Source organism: Plantibacter sp. (assembly GCF_059073635.1).
The window spans coordinates 316,346-332,057 of sequence record NZ_JCACOF010000008.1 but is presented as its reverse complement, the minus strand read 5'-3'; the positions used below and the strand labels follow the sequence as shown (position 1 = coordinate 332,057).

Here is a 15,712-nt window from a genome sequence, read left to right as displayed (position 1 = left end):
AGCCCTCCCAGAAGAAGGTGTAGGTGCCGAAGCCGATCATGCTGTCCTCGGTCCCTGAGCCTGTCGAAGGGTGCCATCCTGAGCCTGTCGAAGGGCCTCGTCGAGCACGGCCTCGAGCGCCGCGACGTCGTGGGCGAAGCGTCCGAGGAACACGCCGTCGACGTCGTCACCGAGGGCGGTCAGCAGACCGGGACCCGCACTGCCGCCGTAGATGACGGAACTGCCGACCCGGTCGGGACGCTCGGCGATCGATTGTTTCAGGATCGCGCCGACGGCTCGCACGTACTCGGCAGACGCGGGTTCAGCCGCACCGATCGCCCACACGGGCTCGTAAGCGACGATCACCGGCCCCGCCACGGCATCGGCGAGCGCGGAGTCCAGCTGGCGCACGCACTCCGTCGCAGCCGCCTCGGGCGTCGTGCGCTCGACCTCGCCGATGCAGAGGACCGGCGAGAGGCCGTTGCGGAGGGCCGCGGCGGTCTTCTCGGCGACGACCTCGTCGGTCTCGCCGAAGAGGGAGCGGCGCTCCGCGTGGCCGACCTCGACCACGGCGACGCCGACCTCGGCGAGCTCGGGGCCGCCGACCTCACCGGTGAACGCGCCACGGTCCGCGCTCGCGAGGTCCTGTGCTCCGACCAGCACGCCCGTCCCGGCGAGGGCCGCCACCGACGGCGCGACCGCGAGGTAGCCGGGGATGACGAACAGTCGCACGCGACCATCGACCACGGCCTCGTGCCGACGGGCCAAGGCGCCCACCTGCTCGATCCACTCGAGGGTCTGCGCGTGGCCGAAGTACATCTTCAGGCTCACGCCGACCACGCGGGGCGCGGTCGACGTGGGCACGGCCGACGGGGACGGGGTGGTCATCAGCAGGAGCCCGTCGCCTCGTACTCACCGATGACGGCGACCTTCTCGGCGCTCGCGCTGGTCTCGTCGAAGCGGTAGGTGAGCCACTCGCGGACGAGGCGGCGGGCGAGCTCGATGCCGATGACGCGCTGGCCCATCGTCAGGACCTGCGCGTTGTTGCTGAGGACACCGCGCTCGACCGAGAAGCTGTCGTGTGCCGTGACGGCGCGGATGCCGGCGACCTTGTTGGCGGCGATCGCGACGCCCAGGCCGGTGCCGCAGAAGAGGAGCGCGCGGTCGGCCTGGCCGGACGCGACGAGTTCCGCGGCGGCGATCGCGACGCGCGGGTAGGCGGTGTGGCCATCGGCGTCCACGCCCACGTCGACGAGCGAGGCGACGCCGTCGTGCTGCTCGAGGTCGCGCTTGACGATCTCCTTGTAGTCGAACCCGGCGTCATCCGAGCCGATGACGATGCGCAGCTGATCGGTCATGCGTGTACTCCTTCGTTGGTGGTGGTGCTGGTGGAGCCGTCCGGTGCGGTGGTGCCGGCGGCGCGCTCGAGGACGGGGACGATCGCCGTGACGATCAGGCCGAACGAGTAGGCACCGGCGTCGACGGTACCGAGACTCTTCTCAGCGTGCGGACGGGCGCGGCCCATCTTCGGCAGGAGGTCCGCGGTCTCAGCGGCAGCGGTGGAGGCAGCCGTAGCGGCGGTCGTCCAGGCGGCGACGAGGTCGGAACCGTCGGCGACGGCTGCACTCAACGTGGTGGTGAACGGCACGAGCGCGTCGACCATCGTCTTCTGTCCGACCTCGGCCTTGCCGAACGACATGATGCCGTCGACCGCGGCCTGCACGCCGGTCGCGACGTCGCTGCGGCCTGGTGCGGCCTCGTCGCCGAGGGCGGTTCCGACCGAGCGGAGCGCGAGGCCCCACAGGGCGCCGGACGTGCCGCCGGCGCGGTCCGCCCAGGCGTCGCCGGCCAGGTGCAGGACGGTGTGGGCACCGGCCCCGGCATCGGCGGCGGCGTGTGCGGCGGTGACGGCGGCACGAGCACCGCGCTGCATGCCGATGCCGTGGTCGCCGTCACCCGCGACGGCGTCGATCCGTCCGAGCTCCTCGACGTTCGTGTCGATGACCTGGACCAGCGCGTCGAGGGCCTCGACCACGACCGCGGCGGCGGCCCGTGACTCGTCGGTGGACTCGGGGATCTCGGCAGCCGTCTCGGCGACGAGCTCCGAGGGGTCGAGCTGCTCGGCCGCTGCGACGACGCCCTTGCGGTAGGCGGGGGTGTCGGCACCGGCAGCCCAGAAGCCCTCGAGCTCCTCGTCCAACCAGAAGAGCGTGAGCGAGACGCCGGCCATGTCGAAGCTCGTGACGAGCTCGCCGACCTCGGGGTCGACGATCTCCACCCCTGCGGCCTCGAGCTGCGCGGCGACCGCACGGTAGACGACGAACAGTTCCTCGTACTTCACCGAGCCGAGGCCGTTGAGGATGACGCCGACGCGAGCGCCCGTGGCCTCGGAGACGCCCTCGGGCAGTTCCGCGAGCAGCGAGGAGACGAGCAGGGTGGCGAGTTCATCGGCCGTCGGCACGTCGGTCTCGTCGATACCGGGCTCGCCGTGGATGCCCATGCCGACCGCCATGCGGCCCTCGGGCACGGTGAACAGCGGCTCGGTCGCGCCCGGCAGGGTGCAGCCGCTGAAGGCGACACCGAAGGACCGGGTGCGCTCGTTCGCGTGGGTGGCGACGCGGACGACCTCGTCGAGGTCGTAGCCCGCCTCGGCCGCGGCGGCGGCGGACTTGAAGACGGTGAGGTCGCCGGCGATGCCCCGACGCTTGTGCTTCTCGGCGAGGGGCGCGCTCGAGATGTCGTCGGTGACGGCGACGCTGCGGGTGGGGATGCCCGCCGCGTTCAGCGCGTCCTGCGCCTGGGTGAAGTGGAGCACGTCGCCCGCGTAGTTGCCGTAGCTGAGGAGGACGCCGCCCCCGCGCTGCGCCGCCTTCGCGACCGACTCGACCTGGTGGGCGGACGGCGACGCGAACAGGTTGCCCATCGCCGCGCCATGAGCGAGGCCCTGTCCGACGATGCCGCCGAACGCCGGGTAGTGGCCGGAGCCACCGCCGATGACGAGCGCGACCGTGCCCTCGGGCGTCCGGGTGCTCCGGACGACGCCGCCGGTCACGCGCCGGACCTGGTTGCGGTTCGCGGCGACGAAGCCGTCGATCATCTCGTCGGCGAAGTCCGCCGGGTCGTTGAAGAGGCGCGTCATCGGGTCTTGCCCGTGAGGTCGTCGTGCGAGACGCGCAGCTCGCGAGAGCTCCGCTGCTTGGAGAGGATCACCATGAGCGTGGCGGAGATCATCATGAAGCCACCGACGATGAACATCGGGACGACGTACTGCGGGGTGTCGCCGACCTTGGTGAGGTCCGCGACGGCGCCGGTGATGTACGGCGCCGAGAAGCCGGCGAGGTTGCCGACCGTGTTGATGAGCGCGATGCCGGCAGCCGCTGCCGCACCGGTGAGGAACTGCGTGGGCAGCGTCCAGAAGTTCGGCAGCGCGGCGAAGATCGCCATGGCGGTGACCGCGATGATCGCGATGGTGAGAGCGGGCGAGTTGGCGAAGAGCGCGAGCGGGATGCTCACGGCGCCGACGATCGCGGGGATCACGATGTGCCAGGTCTTCAGGCCACGACGCGTCGCGTCACGAGACCAGAAGTACAGGGCGATGGCGGCCGGCACGTACGGGATCGCCGTGATGAGGCCCTTCTGCATGACGTTGAACTCGGTCCCGAACGTCTCCTGGAAGCCCTCGATGATCGTGGGGAGGAAGAAGCCGAGCGCGTAGAGGCCGTAGATGAAGCCGAAGTAGATGAACGCGAGCATCCAGACACGACCGCTCGTGAACGCGTGCTTGAGGCTGACGTGGCCCTGCTTCTGCTCCGTGGTGGCCTTCTCATGTGCGAGAGCCGCCGTGAGCCAGACCTGCTCCTCGGTGGTCAGCCACTTGGCGTCCGCGGGGCGGTCCTTCAGGTAGAACCAGGCGATGACACCGATGAGGATGGCCGGGAGACCGACGCCGAGGAACATGAACCGCCAGCCCTCGAGGCCGAAGAACACGCCGTGCTGGCCGATGAGCCACCCGGCGAGGGGTGCGCCGATGACGGTGGTGAGCGGCTGCGCCAGGTAGAAGAGGGCGAGGATCTTGCTGCGGTGCTTGGCCGGGACCCAGAGGCTCAGGAAGAGGATCGCGCCGGGGAAGAAGCCGGCTTCGGCCACACCGAGCACGAAGCGGAGGATCGCGAGCTGCTCGAAGTTGGCGACCCAGGTGAACAGGACCGCGACGATGCCCCAGGTGACCATGATGCGGGCGAGCCAGCGGCGGGCACCGAACTTGTTGAGCGCGAGGTTGCTGGGCACCTCGAGCAGGATGTAGCCGATGAAGAAGACGCCGGACGCGAAGCCGAACTGGGCGGCGGAGAGCGCGAGGTCCTCGTTCATGCCGTTGGGGGCGGCGAACCCGATCGCGGTGCGGTCCAGGTAGTTGATGAAGAACATCAGCGCCACGAACGGCACGAGACGGATCGAGACCTTCCGGATGGCTGATCGCTCGACAGCCGGATTGGCCGCGGGGGCGGTGGTGTCCACTATGACTCCTCGGGTGGGCGGCATCGATGCCGCGGGCAGGGCGTGGTCCGGGCCGGACCGGAATGAACGATACATCAACCGGTTGACCAATTCAAGCATCGCTGGCCCCCGAGCCTCTGCCGATCCCCGAACACCCCTCCCGGTCCCTGAAGCACCCCTCCCGGTCCCTGAAGCCCCCCTCCCGGTCCCTGAAGCCCCCCTCCCGGTCCCTGAGCTTGTCGAAGGGCCGCGATACAGTGAACCCATGCCTGCGTTCCCGGATCGGCCGACCGACGACATCTCGTCCAGCCTCGGACCGGTCGCCGTGGGATCCGCCGTCTCCGCCGTCGCGAAGCGCCTGCTCGACCACTTCACGAGCGGTGAGATCGCCCCGGGGACCCGCCTCCCACCGGAACGCCAGCTCGCCGCATCCCTCGGCATCGGGCGCTCTGCCGTCCGCGAGGCGCTCGCGGCGCTCGAGATCCTCGGCGTCGTCGACGTCCGCCCGGGCAGCGGCACCTACCTCCGCGGCAGCGTCTCCGAGCTCCTCCCCGAGACGCTCAGCTGGGGCCTCATGCTCGGCGAACCACGGACCCGCGAACTCATCGAGGTGCGCGGGCAGCTCGAGGTCTTCGCCGCCGGCCTCGCCGCGACGCGCATGGACGACATGGCACGCAACCGGCTCCGCAACCACCTCACCGCGATGAGCGAGGCGGGTGCCAACCGCACCAAGTTCATCGAGGCCGACCTCAAGTTCCACCTGGAGCTCGCCTCCGCCACCGGGAACCGCGTGCTGTCCGACCTCCTGCAGAGCATCCGCTCGCTGCTCCGCATCTGGGTGGAGCGCGGTATCCACGAGGACGTCGACGCACAGCGCGCCTTCGAGGAGCACGAGGCCGTCTACGAGGCGATCATGTCGGGCGACCCCGCCGCCGCGACGGCCGCGATGCAGCACCACATGGACACCGCGACCGAACGGCTGAACCGCACGCTCACGGCGTAGCACTTCGACAGGCTCAGTGACCGGAGGGGGCGGCTCAGTGACCGAGGGCGCTCGTGCCCGGTCCCTGAGCCTGTCGAAGGGCGCCGCCCGGTCCCTGAGCCTGTCGAAGGGCGCTCGTCCCGGTCCCTGAGCTTGTCGAAGGGCGGTCGTCCCGGTCCCTGAGCTTGTCGAAGGGCGGTCAGGCGCGGATCGCCTCGACGACCGCGGCCACCGCCGCCTCGACCGCACGCGTCCGCGCATCGGCGTCCTCGCCCTCCGAGTCGTGGACGTACGCCGTCACCCCGCGCCGGGCTCCGCAGAAGTCGACGATGCCGTGCTCGATCTGCGTCCGCATCGCCTGCTCGTAGCCGTGACGGTCGTAGACGCCGGCGTCGTCGCCCGCCACGGGGACGAGGTGGATCCGCAGGCGGTCGAGCTTCCGCACGATCCCGCCGTCGGCGTCGACGCCGAACGCCCAGCCGTTGACGAACACGCGGTCGAACCAGCCCTTCAGCAGCGCCGGCATCGACCACCAGTACACGGGGAACACGAGCACCAGATCCGTCGCGCGGTCGAGACGATCCTGTTCCCGAGCGACATCGGGGGTGTAGTCCCCGCCCACGCGGTAGGTGTGCCGGTCACTGAGCAGGTAGCGCGGGTCGAAGCCCTCCGCCGCCAGATCGGCGACCTCGACGGCGATCGGGGGCGAGCGCCTCGGCCAGGCGGTCGGCGAGGTGGCGGGTGAGGGAGTCGCCGTCGGGATGAGTGGTCACGATGAGGGTCGGCACACCCCATCATCGCCCGGATCAGCCGCCTCCGGCGCACGAGGACGGCCCCGGCGGACCGAAGCCGAATGATAGTCACGCTACGGTCGCGTATCCATACTTCTTCGGAAACTGGCCACGTTTTCTACCCTGGAAGCACGTACCTTCGACCCGGACCCCGTCGGACCGTGCGTGCATGTTCGGCGTACCCGTCGGCACCTCACCTGGGGTCGAGGGGATGAACACGACCATGGGGACACTCGTCTACGGGATCTCGAGCGCTCAGGTGCAGCTCCCGGATCCGGAACTGGCTCACGTCAAGGCGATCGCGCTGATGAAGCTGCGGAGGAACGAGTCCTTCGCCCTGATGATCCGCTTCGACGACAGCGACCAGGGGCGCACCACCCTGTGGTTGCACCCCGCGATCCCGCTGCAGTTCCGGTTCGAGAGCGACGAGCGCAGCGAGCTCGACCGCCCGCGGCTCGAAGCGCTCATGCAGAAGGCCAACTCCGGGGAGCTGGCGATCAACGCATCATCTCCCGCCCCGCACTGACGATCATGGGCAAGCTCATCTACGGGTCCGAGTTCAGCATCGCGATCCCGGACCGCGCACTGCGGCATCTCCAGGTCGTCGTCGGCATCAAGCTGCGGCGAGGAGAACCGTTCTTCTTCACCTGGCGCGTCCACACGGTCGGCGAGGGGCGGGAGACCGTCTGGATCCACCCGGCCCTGCCGCTCCACTTCGTGATCGACGACGCCAACGTCATGGACGACATCAACCAGGACTGGATCGCGCAGCTGCTCGACGCCGCCTCCTCCCCGGCCGGGCTGTTCCTCAGCCACGAACCGGGCCCCGGCGGCTCGACGTCCGAGGAGCCGCGACGCCGAGGAGCCCCATCGCCCCGTCGGGAGTGAGGAGCCTCACGCTTCTTCGACGTGGGCGGTGTACACGTCGTCGTCGGCGCGCGCGCTGGGCTCGAGAGCACCGATCGCGATCGGGATCCCCGGACCGATCAGGAGCCCGATGGGTTCCAGACGCCCCTCGCCGCGGTTCACCTCGAGCCAGTGGAACCGCCCGTCCGAGACGAGCTCGAGCACCCGCGCCCGGTACGCGTCCTCCTCGGCCGGCACCGTGTACACCTCGCCGTCGTAGATGATCTCGAGCCGGCTCACGAGCGGCGCTCCGTCGGCTCCGGCAGCACACCGAGGCCCTGCGACGAGTCGGCGCTCACGGCGAGGACGTCCAGCCAGGCGCGGTTGAGTTCCACCGGAACGCTCCCGGTGTACTTGAACCGCAGCGACATGGCGGGGTGCAACCAGATCGCACTGCGCCCGTCACCGGCTCGGGGATCGTCCCGCCAGCTGAAGAAGAAGCTCTCCGAGCGGCGCAGCTTCACGCCGATGACGTGCTGCAGATGCGCCATGACCCGATCGTCGAAGGTGATGCTCACGCCGGCGTCGTAGATGATCTTTCCCATGCAGGCCTCCCATCGGTGTGCTGGCGACGACGGTACGCCGTGGCCCGACGGAGGAGAAACACCGACGGATCGCTTGCATTTCGGGCGATCGGTCCGGTCGGATCCCGCCCATGCCCGCACGCGGTCCCACTCCTCACGACGAATTGCAAGCGCGCCGACAACATTTCTGATCGATCTACGGTCGATTGCATGAAGCACCTGACCTACGCGGACAAGTCCCTGCTCATCGACGATGCGACGGCCGACGCACTCCTCGAGTACGCGGCGCTCCTCGCCCGCGCCGGAGACGCCGACTCGGTCACCGTCTCGGCCTACGGTGCCGACGGGCAGTCGGTGGAGGCGACGCTGCTGCTCGATGCGGGAGCGCCCGTCATGAGCGAGACCACCCACTCCACGATGAACGAACCCGAGAACCCCACCGCGCTGCCGTACCTGCAGGAGCAGATCGCGCTCCGCTCCTCACCGCCGTCGATCGCCAGCGAGGACCGGCATCCGACGGACAGCGCGAACGCCTACGACCTCTGAGGGACCGGACCCTCCGGGAATCCATCCGACGACTGATGCTCTGAGGGGCCCGTTCGCCCTACTGTTGTCGGCATGAGCGGGTGGACCTGGCAGGCGTGGATCGGACTCGTCGGTGGTACGGCGATCTTCTTCGCCGTGCTCGGACCGATCCTGCTCGTCCAGACACGGCGCTACGGCCAGATGTCCCTCCCCCGGGTGCTCGGCGCAGCGGGGGTCAGCATCTACGCGGTGGCACTCGTCGCCTACACCCTGCTGCCGCTCCCCGACGAGCGCGCGAACTGCGCGACGGCCCACGGCGCGCTCGAGCTCGTCCCGGGGCACTCGATCGCCGACGTCGCTCGCGAGACCGCCGGCTTCTCGGTCCTCAGCACGCTCACGAGCCACGCGTTCCTCCAGGTCGTGCTGAACGTGGTCCTGTTCGTACCGTTCGGCGCCATCGCCCGCCGGTACTGGAGCCGCGGCCTCGGCTCCTCGATCCTGCTCGGTGCCCTCGTCTCCGTCCTGATCGAGGCGACGCAGTACACCGGGATCTGGGGACTGTACGAATGCGCCTACCGGGTCGCCGACGTCGACGACGTCATCACGAACACCCTCGGCGCGGCCGTCGGGGCGCTCATCGCCCCGATCGTCCTCGGCTGGATGCCGAGCACTCGCGTCCTCCGCGCCAGCCGCGATCGCGCGCGTCCGATCACGGTCTGGCGTCGGTGGTTCGCGATGGTGCTCGACGCCGTGCGCCGTGCAGGTGTCGATCACGGTGCTGTCGCTCGTGTTCGTCGTACCGCGGGTACTCCTCACCGGGGCGACGGGCCCCGACAACGATCCGACGCTCCCGGAGGTGCTGAGCATCGGTGCCGGCACGGTGATCCTCGTCGTCGTCCTCCCGGCACTGATCGGCAGTGGAGCGTCCCTCGGCCAGCGGCTGGTGTGGCTGCAGCCCGAGTGGCCGGACGGCCGCGGTTCGGTGGCCCGACGGCTCTACCGTGCCTCGCTCGTCGCCGTCCCCTACATCGCCACCACGTCGGCCGGCCAGTTGTCCGGCCGAGCGGAGGGACTGACCCAGACCCTGTCCGGCGCCGTCGCGCTCCTCAGCCTCATCATCGTCACGACGGCCGTCGTCTCGGTCCCCTTCACGAGACAGCACCGCGGGCTCTCGTTCGCGGTCACCGGGACCGGACTGCGAGACGCGCGCTCCGCCGCCGTGCAGGCCGGCCCGCCCTCGCGGGCCACACACGACGCCTAGGAGGCGCGGGTTCAGAGCTCCTGGCCGAGGAGCCCCGACAGGAAGGCGTGGAGCTCGTCCGCCATGTCGACCGACTCCGGTGCGAGCAGCCACTGGACCTGCAGTCCGTCCATGAGCGCGAGGGTCATGAAGGCCGCGCTGGTGGTGGGGAAGTCAGCCCGCACCCGTCCTGCGGAGACGAGCAGCCCGAAGGTGCGCTCGAGCCGCCCGCGCGTGCCCTCGTAGCGCTCGACGAAGTAGTCGTGCGCCGGGTGGTCGGGCGAGGTCGCCTCCGCCGAGAGCGTGCAGTAGAGCGCGACCACGCCGGGCACGGAAGCGTTGTACCGGGCGAGCGCGACCAGCCCCCGGAGCGTCTCGATCGGGTCGTCGCCGTCCATCGGCACGAGCGTCGCCGAGAGGTCGTCGCGGTGCGAGAGCACGGCGGCGAGCAGCGCGCTCTTGTTCGGGAAGTGGTGCAGGAGCCCGGCCTCGCTCATCCCCACCTGCGCGGCCACCTCCCGCAGTGAACCCGCGCGATATCCCCCGTTGGCGAAGACGGCGAGCGCGGCGTCGAGGATCGCGACGCGCTTCATACCGGTTTTCGCATATGCACCGCGGGGCTTCCCCTGCGGCTTGTTCCCGGTCTTGACCGATGTCATCGGACGACCTCCCCCTTCGGACGGCTTCACGATAGCGCGTTCCCCGTCGAACGCCGCGGCCTGGTCGTGATCCAACTGTGACATGGCCGAAAACAAAAAGCTAGTGACCACTCGGGTTTCATGCTAGCGTCCTCAATCACCAGCGATCCGATGAGGGATTGCTCACAGCGAATGGACAAAGATGTTCCGATGGAAGACGACCGCAGCCGTCGCGGTCACCGCTGCTGCACTCGTGCTCACCGGATGCTCCGGTAGCACCTCCGGCTCTGACAGCGGCTCCGGTGGCACCCTGATCCTGGGTGCGATCACTCCCCCCACCACGTTCGACCCGGCCGGCTCCGAGTGGGGCAACCGCTCGCCCTTCTACCAGGCCGTCTTCGACACCCTGCTCGTCGCCACCGCCGACGGTGAGATCGTCCCGTCGCTCGCGACCTCCTACGAGTACAACGACGACAACACCGTCCTGACGCTCAAGATCCGCGACGACGTCACCTTCACCGACAAGTCGAAGCTCACCGCCGACGTCGTCAAGCAGAACCTCGAGCGGTTCAAGACCGGCACCTCCCCCGACGCCGGCTACTTCGCGGGCGTCGCCTCCGTCGAGGCACCCGACGACACCACCGTCGTCATCACCCTGAGTGCACCCGACCCGGCCATGCTCAACTACCTCACCCGCGACCCCGGCCTGATCGCCAGCGCCGAGTCGTTCGACAGCCCCGACCTCGCCACCAACCCGGTCGGCTCCGGACCGTACATGCTCGACACGGCCGCGACCGTCACGGGCACGAGCTACAGCTACACCGCGAACCCCGACTACTGGAACAAGGACTGGCAGCACTACGACAAGCTGACCATCAACGTCCTCCAGGACGCGACCGCAGGCCTGAACGCCGTCAAGTCGGGCGAGGTCAACGGCATCAAGCTCGCCAACAACGACAACCTCGCCGAGGTCGAGGGCGCCGGCTGGACCGTCAACGCCAACGAACTCGACTTCCAGGGCATGCTGCTCCTCGACCGCGCCGGCACGATGAACCCGGCGATCGCCGACGTCCGCGTCCGCCAGGCCATCAACTACGCGTTCGACCGCCCGGCGCTGCTCAAGGCGCTGCAGAACGACAACGGCACGGTCACGGGTCAGGTCTTCCCGGAGAACTCCCCCGCCTACGACAAGTCGCTCGACGACCGCTACGGCTACGACCCCGAGAAGGCCAAGGAACTGCTCGCCGAGGCGGGCTACGCCGACGGCCTGACGCTCTCGATGCCGTCCTCCACGGTGCTCGGCGCCACCACCTACACGCTGATCTCGCAGCAGCTGGCCGACGTCGGCATCACCGCCGAGTACACGGACCCGGGCAACAACTTCATCGCCGACCTCCTGGCCCCGAAGTTCCCCGTCTCCTTCATGGCGCTGGAGCAGAACCCGGACTGGCAGCTCATCCAGTTCATGATCGCCCCGAACGCCGTCTTCAACCCCTTCAAGTACGACGACCCGAAGGTCGACGAGTACATCAAGCAGATCCAGTACGGCGATGAGGCGACGCAGGGCAAGGTCGCCAAGGAACTCAACGCCTACATCGTCGAGCAGGCCTGGTTCGCCCCCTTCTACCGGGTGCAGGGCAGCTTCGCGACGGACGCCAACACGACCGTCAAGATGATCCCGACGAACGCGTACCCGTCCATCTACGACATCCAGCCGAAGTAGTCCGCTGATCCTTGAGCCGGTCGAGGGGTTCGCCCGTCGACCGGCTCAGGGACCGGGACCGGCCGGCTGCACGTCGGTTCGACCCCGGCCCGCCCGAGTGCCCAGCGCTCGGACGGGCCGGCCCCAACACCCCTCACTCACCCACTTCCTGGAGTGACCCATGCTCGGATTCATCCTCAGACGCCTGGTGTCCGGCGTCGTCCTCATCTTCGTGATCTCCGTGATCGCGTACTCCCTCCTCTACCTCGGCGGCGGCGACATCGCCCGCCGGATCCTCGGCCAGAGCGCCACCACCGAGACCGTCGCGAAGAAGGCGGCTGAACTCGGCCTCGACCGCCCGCTGCCGGTGCAGTACTTCGACTGGATCACCTCCGCCTTCCAGGGCGACCTCGGCCGCTCGTGGTTCACCGGCCAGCTCGTCTCCTCCGGCGTCACCGGCCGCCTCGCCGTCACCCTCTCGATCGTGCTCGGCGCGACCATCATCGCCGCGATCGTGTCCGTCATCCTCGGTGTCCTCGCCGCCCGTCGCGGTGGATGGATCGACAACGTCGTCCAGTTCATCTCCGTCATCGGCTTCGCGATCCCCAGCTTCCTCATCGCGCTCGTGCTCGTCATCACCTTCGCGATCAACCTCCGCCTGTTCAAGGCCACCGGGTACATCCCGATCACCACGTCCTTCTCCGGCTGGGTCGCCTCGGTGACATTGCCGATCATCGCCCTCGCGATCGGTGCCATCGCGACGGTCTCGCAGCAGGTGCGCGGTTCGGTCGTCGACGCGATGTCGAAGGACTACGTCCGGACGCTCCGCAGTCGCGGGCTCGGCACGGGCCGCGTCATCTACAAGCACGTGCTGCGGAACGCCGGCGGCCCGGCCCTCGCGGTCCTCGCCGTGCAGTTCATCGGCCTCCTCGGCGGCGCGGTCATCATCGAGCAGATCTTCGCCCTCCCGGGCATCGGTCAGCTCGCCGTGCAGGCCACGACCCAGGGCGACATCCCCATCGTCATGGGGGTCGTCATCGCGACGGCCATCATCGTCGTCGTCGTCAACCTGCTCATCGACCTCGCGCAGGCTGCGCTCAACCCGAAGGTGCGACTGTCATGACCGCCATCGAAACCCCGCTCACCGTCCCGACCCCGCAGGTCCGCGTCAACCTCCTGCGTCGGCTCCTCAAGCGCCCGATCGGCGCCGCGTCGCTCGTGTTCCTCGCGCTCATCGGGGTCGTCGCGATCTTCGGACCGCTCATCGCCCCGCAGGACCCGAACCTCGCGTCCCTGCAGCAGGTCCTGGCGCCACCGAGCGCCGACCACCTCCTCGGAGCGGACAGCGCCGGGCGCGACGTGTTCTCCCGTCTGCTCGCCGCCACCCAGATCAGCGTCGCCGCAGCGCTCCTCGCCCTCGTCGTCGCGATCGTCATCGGGGTCGTCGCCGGGCTGATCGCCGGGTACTACCAGGGCTGGTTCGACTCCGTGTCGTCCTGGTTCACGGGCCTCATCATGGCGCTGCCCGGCATCGTCGTCCTCCTCGCCGCCCGCGCCGTCCTCGGCCCGTCGGTCTGGATCTCGATGGCGATCTTCGGCATCCTGCTCTCGCCCTCCTACTTCCGCCTCGTCTATGCGGCGGTCACGGCCGTGCGCTCGGAGCTCTACGTGGACGCCGCCCGGGTCTCAGGCCTCAGCGACCCGCGCATCATCGGCAAGCACATCCTCTCCGTCGTCCGCGCACCGATCATCATCCAGTCGGCGATCATCGCGGGCATCGCCATCGCGATCCAGTCCGGCCTCGAGTTCCTCGGTCTCGGCGACCTGTCGGTGCCGACCTGGGGTTCGATGCTGAACGACGGCTTCACGAACATCTACAAGGCACCGATCCTCATGGTCTGGCCGTCGCTCGCGATCGCACTCACCTGCATCGCGCTCACCCTGCTCGCCAACGCGATGCGCGACGAGCTCGAGCGCACCGTGTCCGTCCGTCGGCGCCGTCGCAAGATCGTGACGACGTCGAAGACGGGCTCCAACACGATCGTCACCCAGTCGATCAGCACCTCCGGGATCAGCGAGGACGAGATCGTCGGCGTCCCGCCCATCCGTCACGACGACGACGCCCGCGCCTCCGCTCGCGCCGAGGAGCTCGTCCTCAGCGTCCGCGACCTCCGCGTCGGCTACGACCAGGAGGGCGGCCGGGTCACCGAGGTCGTCCACGGCGTCGACCTCGACATCCGCAAGGGCGAGGTCCACGGCCTCATCGGTGAATCCGGCTCGGGCAAGACCCAGACGGCGTGGGGCGTCCTCGGACTCCTGCCCCGCGGCGGCCGGGTCACCGACGGCACGATCCGCTACGAGGGCACCCGACTCGACACCCTCGGGGAGCGCGAGTACACGGCCATCCGCGGCAAGCGCATCGGCTACATCCCGCAGGAGCCGATGTCGAACCTCGACCCGGCGTTCACGATCGGCAGCCAGCTCGTCGAACCCCTGCGCGTCACCCTCGGCCTGAGCAAGAAGGAGGCGACGGACAAGGCGCTCGCCCTGCTCGAGCGGGTCGGCATCCCGAACCCCAAGCGCACCTTCGCCGCGTTCCCGCACGAGGTCTCGGGCGGTATGGCGCAGCGTGTGCTCATCGCCGGCGCCGTCTCCACGGACCCGGACATCATCATCGCCGACGAGCCCACCACGGCCCTCGACGTGACCGTGCAGGCGGAGGTCCTCGACCTGTTGCGCGACCTCCAGGCGGAGCGCCACATGGCGATGCTCCTCGTGACGCACAACTTCGGGGTGGTCGCCGACCTCTGCGACCGCGTCTCGGTCATGCAGAACGGCCTCATCGTGGAGACCGGGCCGGTGCGCTCGATCTTCAACCACGCACAGCACCCGTACACGCAGTCGCTGCTCGGCGCGATCCTCGACGAGGGTCCCGCCCGACCGGCACTCGCGACGAACCTGACAGGAGAGACCCGATGACGTCGTCACTGCTCGAGGTGAAGGACCTCGAAGTCGAGTACCCGGGCAAGGGGTTCCGTGCCCAGTCGTTCAAGGCGCTCAAGGGCGTGTCGATCGACATCAAGCCCGGTGAGACCGTCGGTCTCGTCGGCGAGTCCGGCTCCGGCAAGACCACGCTCGGTCGCGCCGTGCTGGGCCTCGCCCCGGTCACCGGCGGCAGCATCCGCTACCGCGACCAGGAGATCGGGCACCTGAAGCGCAAGGAGCGCCGGGCACTGAGTTCGGAGATCCAGGTCGTGTTCCAGGACCCGTACTCCTCGCTCAACCCCTCGCTCACGATCGAGCAGATCCTCACCGAGCCGCTCACCGTCCGCGGTGTCTCCGGTGCCGACGCCCGCAAGCGCGTCGGATCCCTGCTCGACCAGGTGCAGCTGCCGACCGGCGCGGCCTCACGGCTCCCCCGGGAGTTCTCGGGCGGCCAGCGGCAGCGCATCGCGATCGCCCGGGCGCTCGCCCTCGATCCGAAGCTCATCGTGTGCGACGAGCCGGTGTCGGCCCTCGACCTGTCGACGCAGGCGCGGGTCCTCGACCTCTTCATCGACATCCAGGAGCAGACGGGCGTCGCCTACCTGTTCATCTCGCACGACCTCGCAGTCGTCCGGCACATCAGCCACCGCGTGGCGGTCATGTACCACGGCGAGATCGTCGAGTCCGGCGACGGCGACCAGGTGACGGCGCACCCGGCCCACCCCTACACGCAGCGCCTGTTCATGGCGGCACCGATCCCCGACCCGGACCGCCAGGAGGACCGCCGGGTGGAGCGACGCCGCCTCATCGACGAGCAGCGTGCGGCGGAGTCCGCCGCCTGATCCGTCCGGATCACCACGACCGCCCGGTCGGCCGGGGCCAGGAACCTGGCCGGCCGGGCGCACCACGCACATCGCTCGGCACCTGAGCTCGTCGAAGGGCCCAC

At 69.3% G+C, this 15,712-nt stretch carries 17 protein-coding genes and 1 pseudogene; 10 read left to right on the top strand and 8 right to left on the bottom strand.

Translation table 11 applies throughout. The annotated features are described in order from the left end of the window. Positions 1 to 36: 36 nt before the first annotated feature. The 4 genes from AC5JOC_RS08785 to AC5JOC_RS08770 are packed head-to-tail and all read right to left on the bottom strand — an operon-like array spanning position 37 to position 4,494. Complete coding sequence (locus tag AC5JOC_RS08785) at positions 37 to 867, bottom strand: triose-phosphate isomerase family protein (RefSeq protein ID WP_426738590.1); 831 nt, start codon at positions 865 to 867, stop codon at positions 37 to 39. Continuing rightward, on the bottom strand, positions 867 to 1,337 hold the full coding sequence (locus AC5JOC_RS08780) for a ribose-5-phosphate isomerase (RefSeq protein ID WP_064295405.1): 471 nt from the start codon (positions 1,335 to 1,337) through the stop codon (positions 867 to 869). The genes AC5JOC_RS08785 and AC5JOC_RS08780 overlap by 1 nt, the downstream gene beginning before the upstream one ends. Beyond that, complete coding sequence (locus AC5JOC_RS08775; protein WP_494246178.1) at positions 1,334 to 3,118, bottom strand: dihydroxyacetone kinase family protein; 1,785 nt, start codon at positions 3,116 to 3,118, stop codon at positions 1,334 to 1,336. Before AC5JOC_RS08775 ends, AC5JOC_RS08780 begins: the two co-directional genes overlap by 4 nt. Continuing rightward, positions 3,115 to 4,494, bottom strand: coding sequence for an MFS transporter (locus AC5JOC_RS08770; RefSeq protein ID WP_229940051.1), 1,380 nt, complete (start codon positions 4,492 to 4,494; stop codon positions 3,115 to 3,117). The genes AC5JOC_RS08775 and AC5JOC_RS08770 overlap by 4 nt, the downstream gene beginning before the upstream one ends. A 244-nt stretch (positions 4,495 to 4,738) precedes the next feature. Here AC5JOC_RS08770 and AC5JOC_RS08765 point away from each other — a divergent pair, with 244 nt between their 5' ends. Next, positions 4,739 to 5,476, top strand: coding sequence for a FadR/GntR family transcriptional regulator (locus AC5JOC_RS08765; RefSeq protein WP_064295407.1), 738 nt, complete (start codon positions 4,739 to 4,741; stop codon positions 5,474 to 5,476). A 178-nt stretch (positions 5,477 to 5,654) separates the two neighbouring features. Here the strand turns inward: AC5JOC_RS08765 and AC5JOC_RS08760 are convergent, their stop codons facing one another. Continuing rightward, complete coding sequence (locus AC5JOC_RS08760; protein ID WP_494246363.1) at positions 5,655 to 6,104, bottom strand: NAD(P)H-dependent oxidoreductase; 450 nt, start codon at positions 6,102 to 6,104, stop codon at positions 5,655 to 5,657. Positions 6,105 to 6,415: 311 nt separating this feature from the next. Between AC5JOC_RS08760 and AC5JOC_RS08755 the strand changes: the two genes are divergently transcribed. Together AC5JOC_RS08755 and AC5JOC_RS08750 are read left to right on the top strand one after the other, a co-directional pair. After that, positions 6,416 to 6,772 carry a DUF7882 family protein gene (locus AC5JOC_RS08755; protein WP_494246175.1) on the top strand — a complete coding sequence of 119 codons (357 nt, stop codon included), beginning with the start codon at positions 6,416 to 6,418 and terminating at the stop codon, positions 6,770 to 6,772. A gap of 5 nt (positions 6,773 to 6,777) precedes the next feature. Continuing rightward, on the top strand, positions 6,778 to 7,134 hold the full coding sequence (locus AC5JOC_RS08750) for a DUF7882 family protein (protein WP_411557414.1): 357 nt from the start codon (positions 6,778 to 6,780) through the stop codon (positions 7,132 to 7,134). A gap of 6 nt (positions 7,135 to 7,140) precedes the next feature. On the opposite strand, the gene AC5JOC_RS08745 is transcribed toward AC5JOC_RS08750, so the two are convergent. Together AC5JOC_RS08745 and AC5JOC_RS08740 are read right to left on the bottom strand one after the other, a co-directional pair. Next, positions 7,141 to 7,392, bottom strand: coding sequence for a hypothetical protein (locus AC5JOC_RS08745; RefSeq protein ID WP_494246173.1), 252 nt, complete (start codon positions 7,390 to 7,392; stop codon positions 7,141 to 7,143). Next, positions 7,389 to 7,697, bottom strand: a complete 309-nt coding sequence (locus AC5JOC_RS08740; protein ID WP_124768008.1) for a DUF7882 family protein — start codon at positions 7,695 to 7,697, stop codon at positions 7,389 to 7,391. Before AC5JOC_RS08740 ends, AC5JOC_RS08745 begins: the two co-directional genes overlap by 4 nt. A 189-nt stretch (positions 7,698 to 7,886) precedes the next feature. On the opposite strand from AC5JOC_RS08740, the gene AC5JOC_RS08735 reads away from it, so the two are divergent. The 3 genes and pseudogenes from AC5JOC_RS08735 (at position 7,887) to AC5JOC_RS08725 (ending at position 9,462) form a co-directional block, all read left to right on the top strand. After that, entirely contained in the window at positions 7,887 to 8,222 is a 336-nt protein-coding gene (locus AC5JOC_RS08735; RefSeq protein WP_411557411.1) for a hypothetical protein, read from the top strand. 72 nt (positions 8,223 to 8,294) lie between these two features. Further along, positions 8,295 to 8,840, top strand: a pseudogene (locus tag AC5JOC_RS08730) (VanZ family protein); the annotation flags it as partial. Positions 8,841 to 8,958: 118 nt separating this feature from the next. Continuing rightward, positions 8,959 to 9,462 (top strand): hypothetical protein, encoded by a 504-nt coding sequence (locus tag AC5JOC_RS08725; protein ID WP_494246172.1) that lies wholly within the window; start codon positions 8,959 to 8,961, stop codon positions 9,460 to 9,462. Positions 9,463 to 9,473: 11 nt separating this feature from the next. On the opposite strand, the gene AC5JOC_RS08720 is transcribed toward AC5JOC_RS08725, so the two are convergent. After that, entirely contained in the window at positions 9,474 to 10,034 is a 561-nt protein-coding gene (locus AC5JOC_RS08720) for a TetR/AcrR family transcriptional regulator (RefSeq protein ID WP_241160987.1), read from the bottom strand. Positions 10,035 to 10,281: 247 nt separating this feature from the next. Between AC5JOC_RS08720 and AC5JOC_RS08715 the strand changes: the two genes are divergently transcribed. From AC5JOC_RS08715 to AC5JOC_RS08700, 4 genes are all read left to right on the top strand, one after another. Further along, positions 10,282 to 11,802 (top strand): ABC transporter substrate-binding protein, encoded by a 1,521-nt coding sequence (locus AC5JOC_RS08715; protein WP_079704502.1) that lies wholly within the window; start codon positions 10,282 to 10,284, stop codon positions 11,800 to 11,802. A 160-nt stretch (positions 11,803 to 11,962) separates the two neighbouring features. Further along, positions 11,963 to 12,904 carry an ABC transporter permease gene (locus tag AC5JOC_RS08710; RefSeq protein ID WP_079704501.1) on the top strand — a complete coding sequence of 314 codons (942 nt, stop codon included), beginning with the start codon at positions 11,963 to 11,965 and terminating at the stop codon, positions 12,902 to 12,904. After that, the gene (locus AC5JOC_RS08705; RefSeq protein ID WP_124768000.1) at positions 12,901 to 14,760 is read left to right on the top strand and encodes a dipeptide/oligopeptide/nickel ABC transporter permease/ATP-binding protein; all 1,860 of its coding nucleotides are present in this window, start codon (positions 12,901 to 12,903) and stop codon (positions 14,758 to 14,760) included. Before AC5JOC_RS08710 ends, AC5JOC_RS08705 begins: the two co-directional genes overlap by 4 nt. Next, complete coding sequence (locus AC5JOC_RS08700) at positions 14,757 to 15,608, top strand: ATP-binding cassette domain-containing protein (protein WP_064295413.1); 852 nt, start codon at positions 14,757 to 14,759, stop codon at positions 15,606 to 15,608. Before AC5JOC_RS08705 ends, AC5JOC_RS08700 begins: the two co-directional genes overlap by 4 nt. The last annotated feature ends 104 nt before the right edge of the window (positions 15,609 to 15,712 follow it).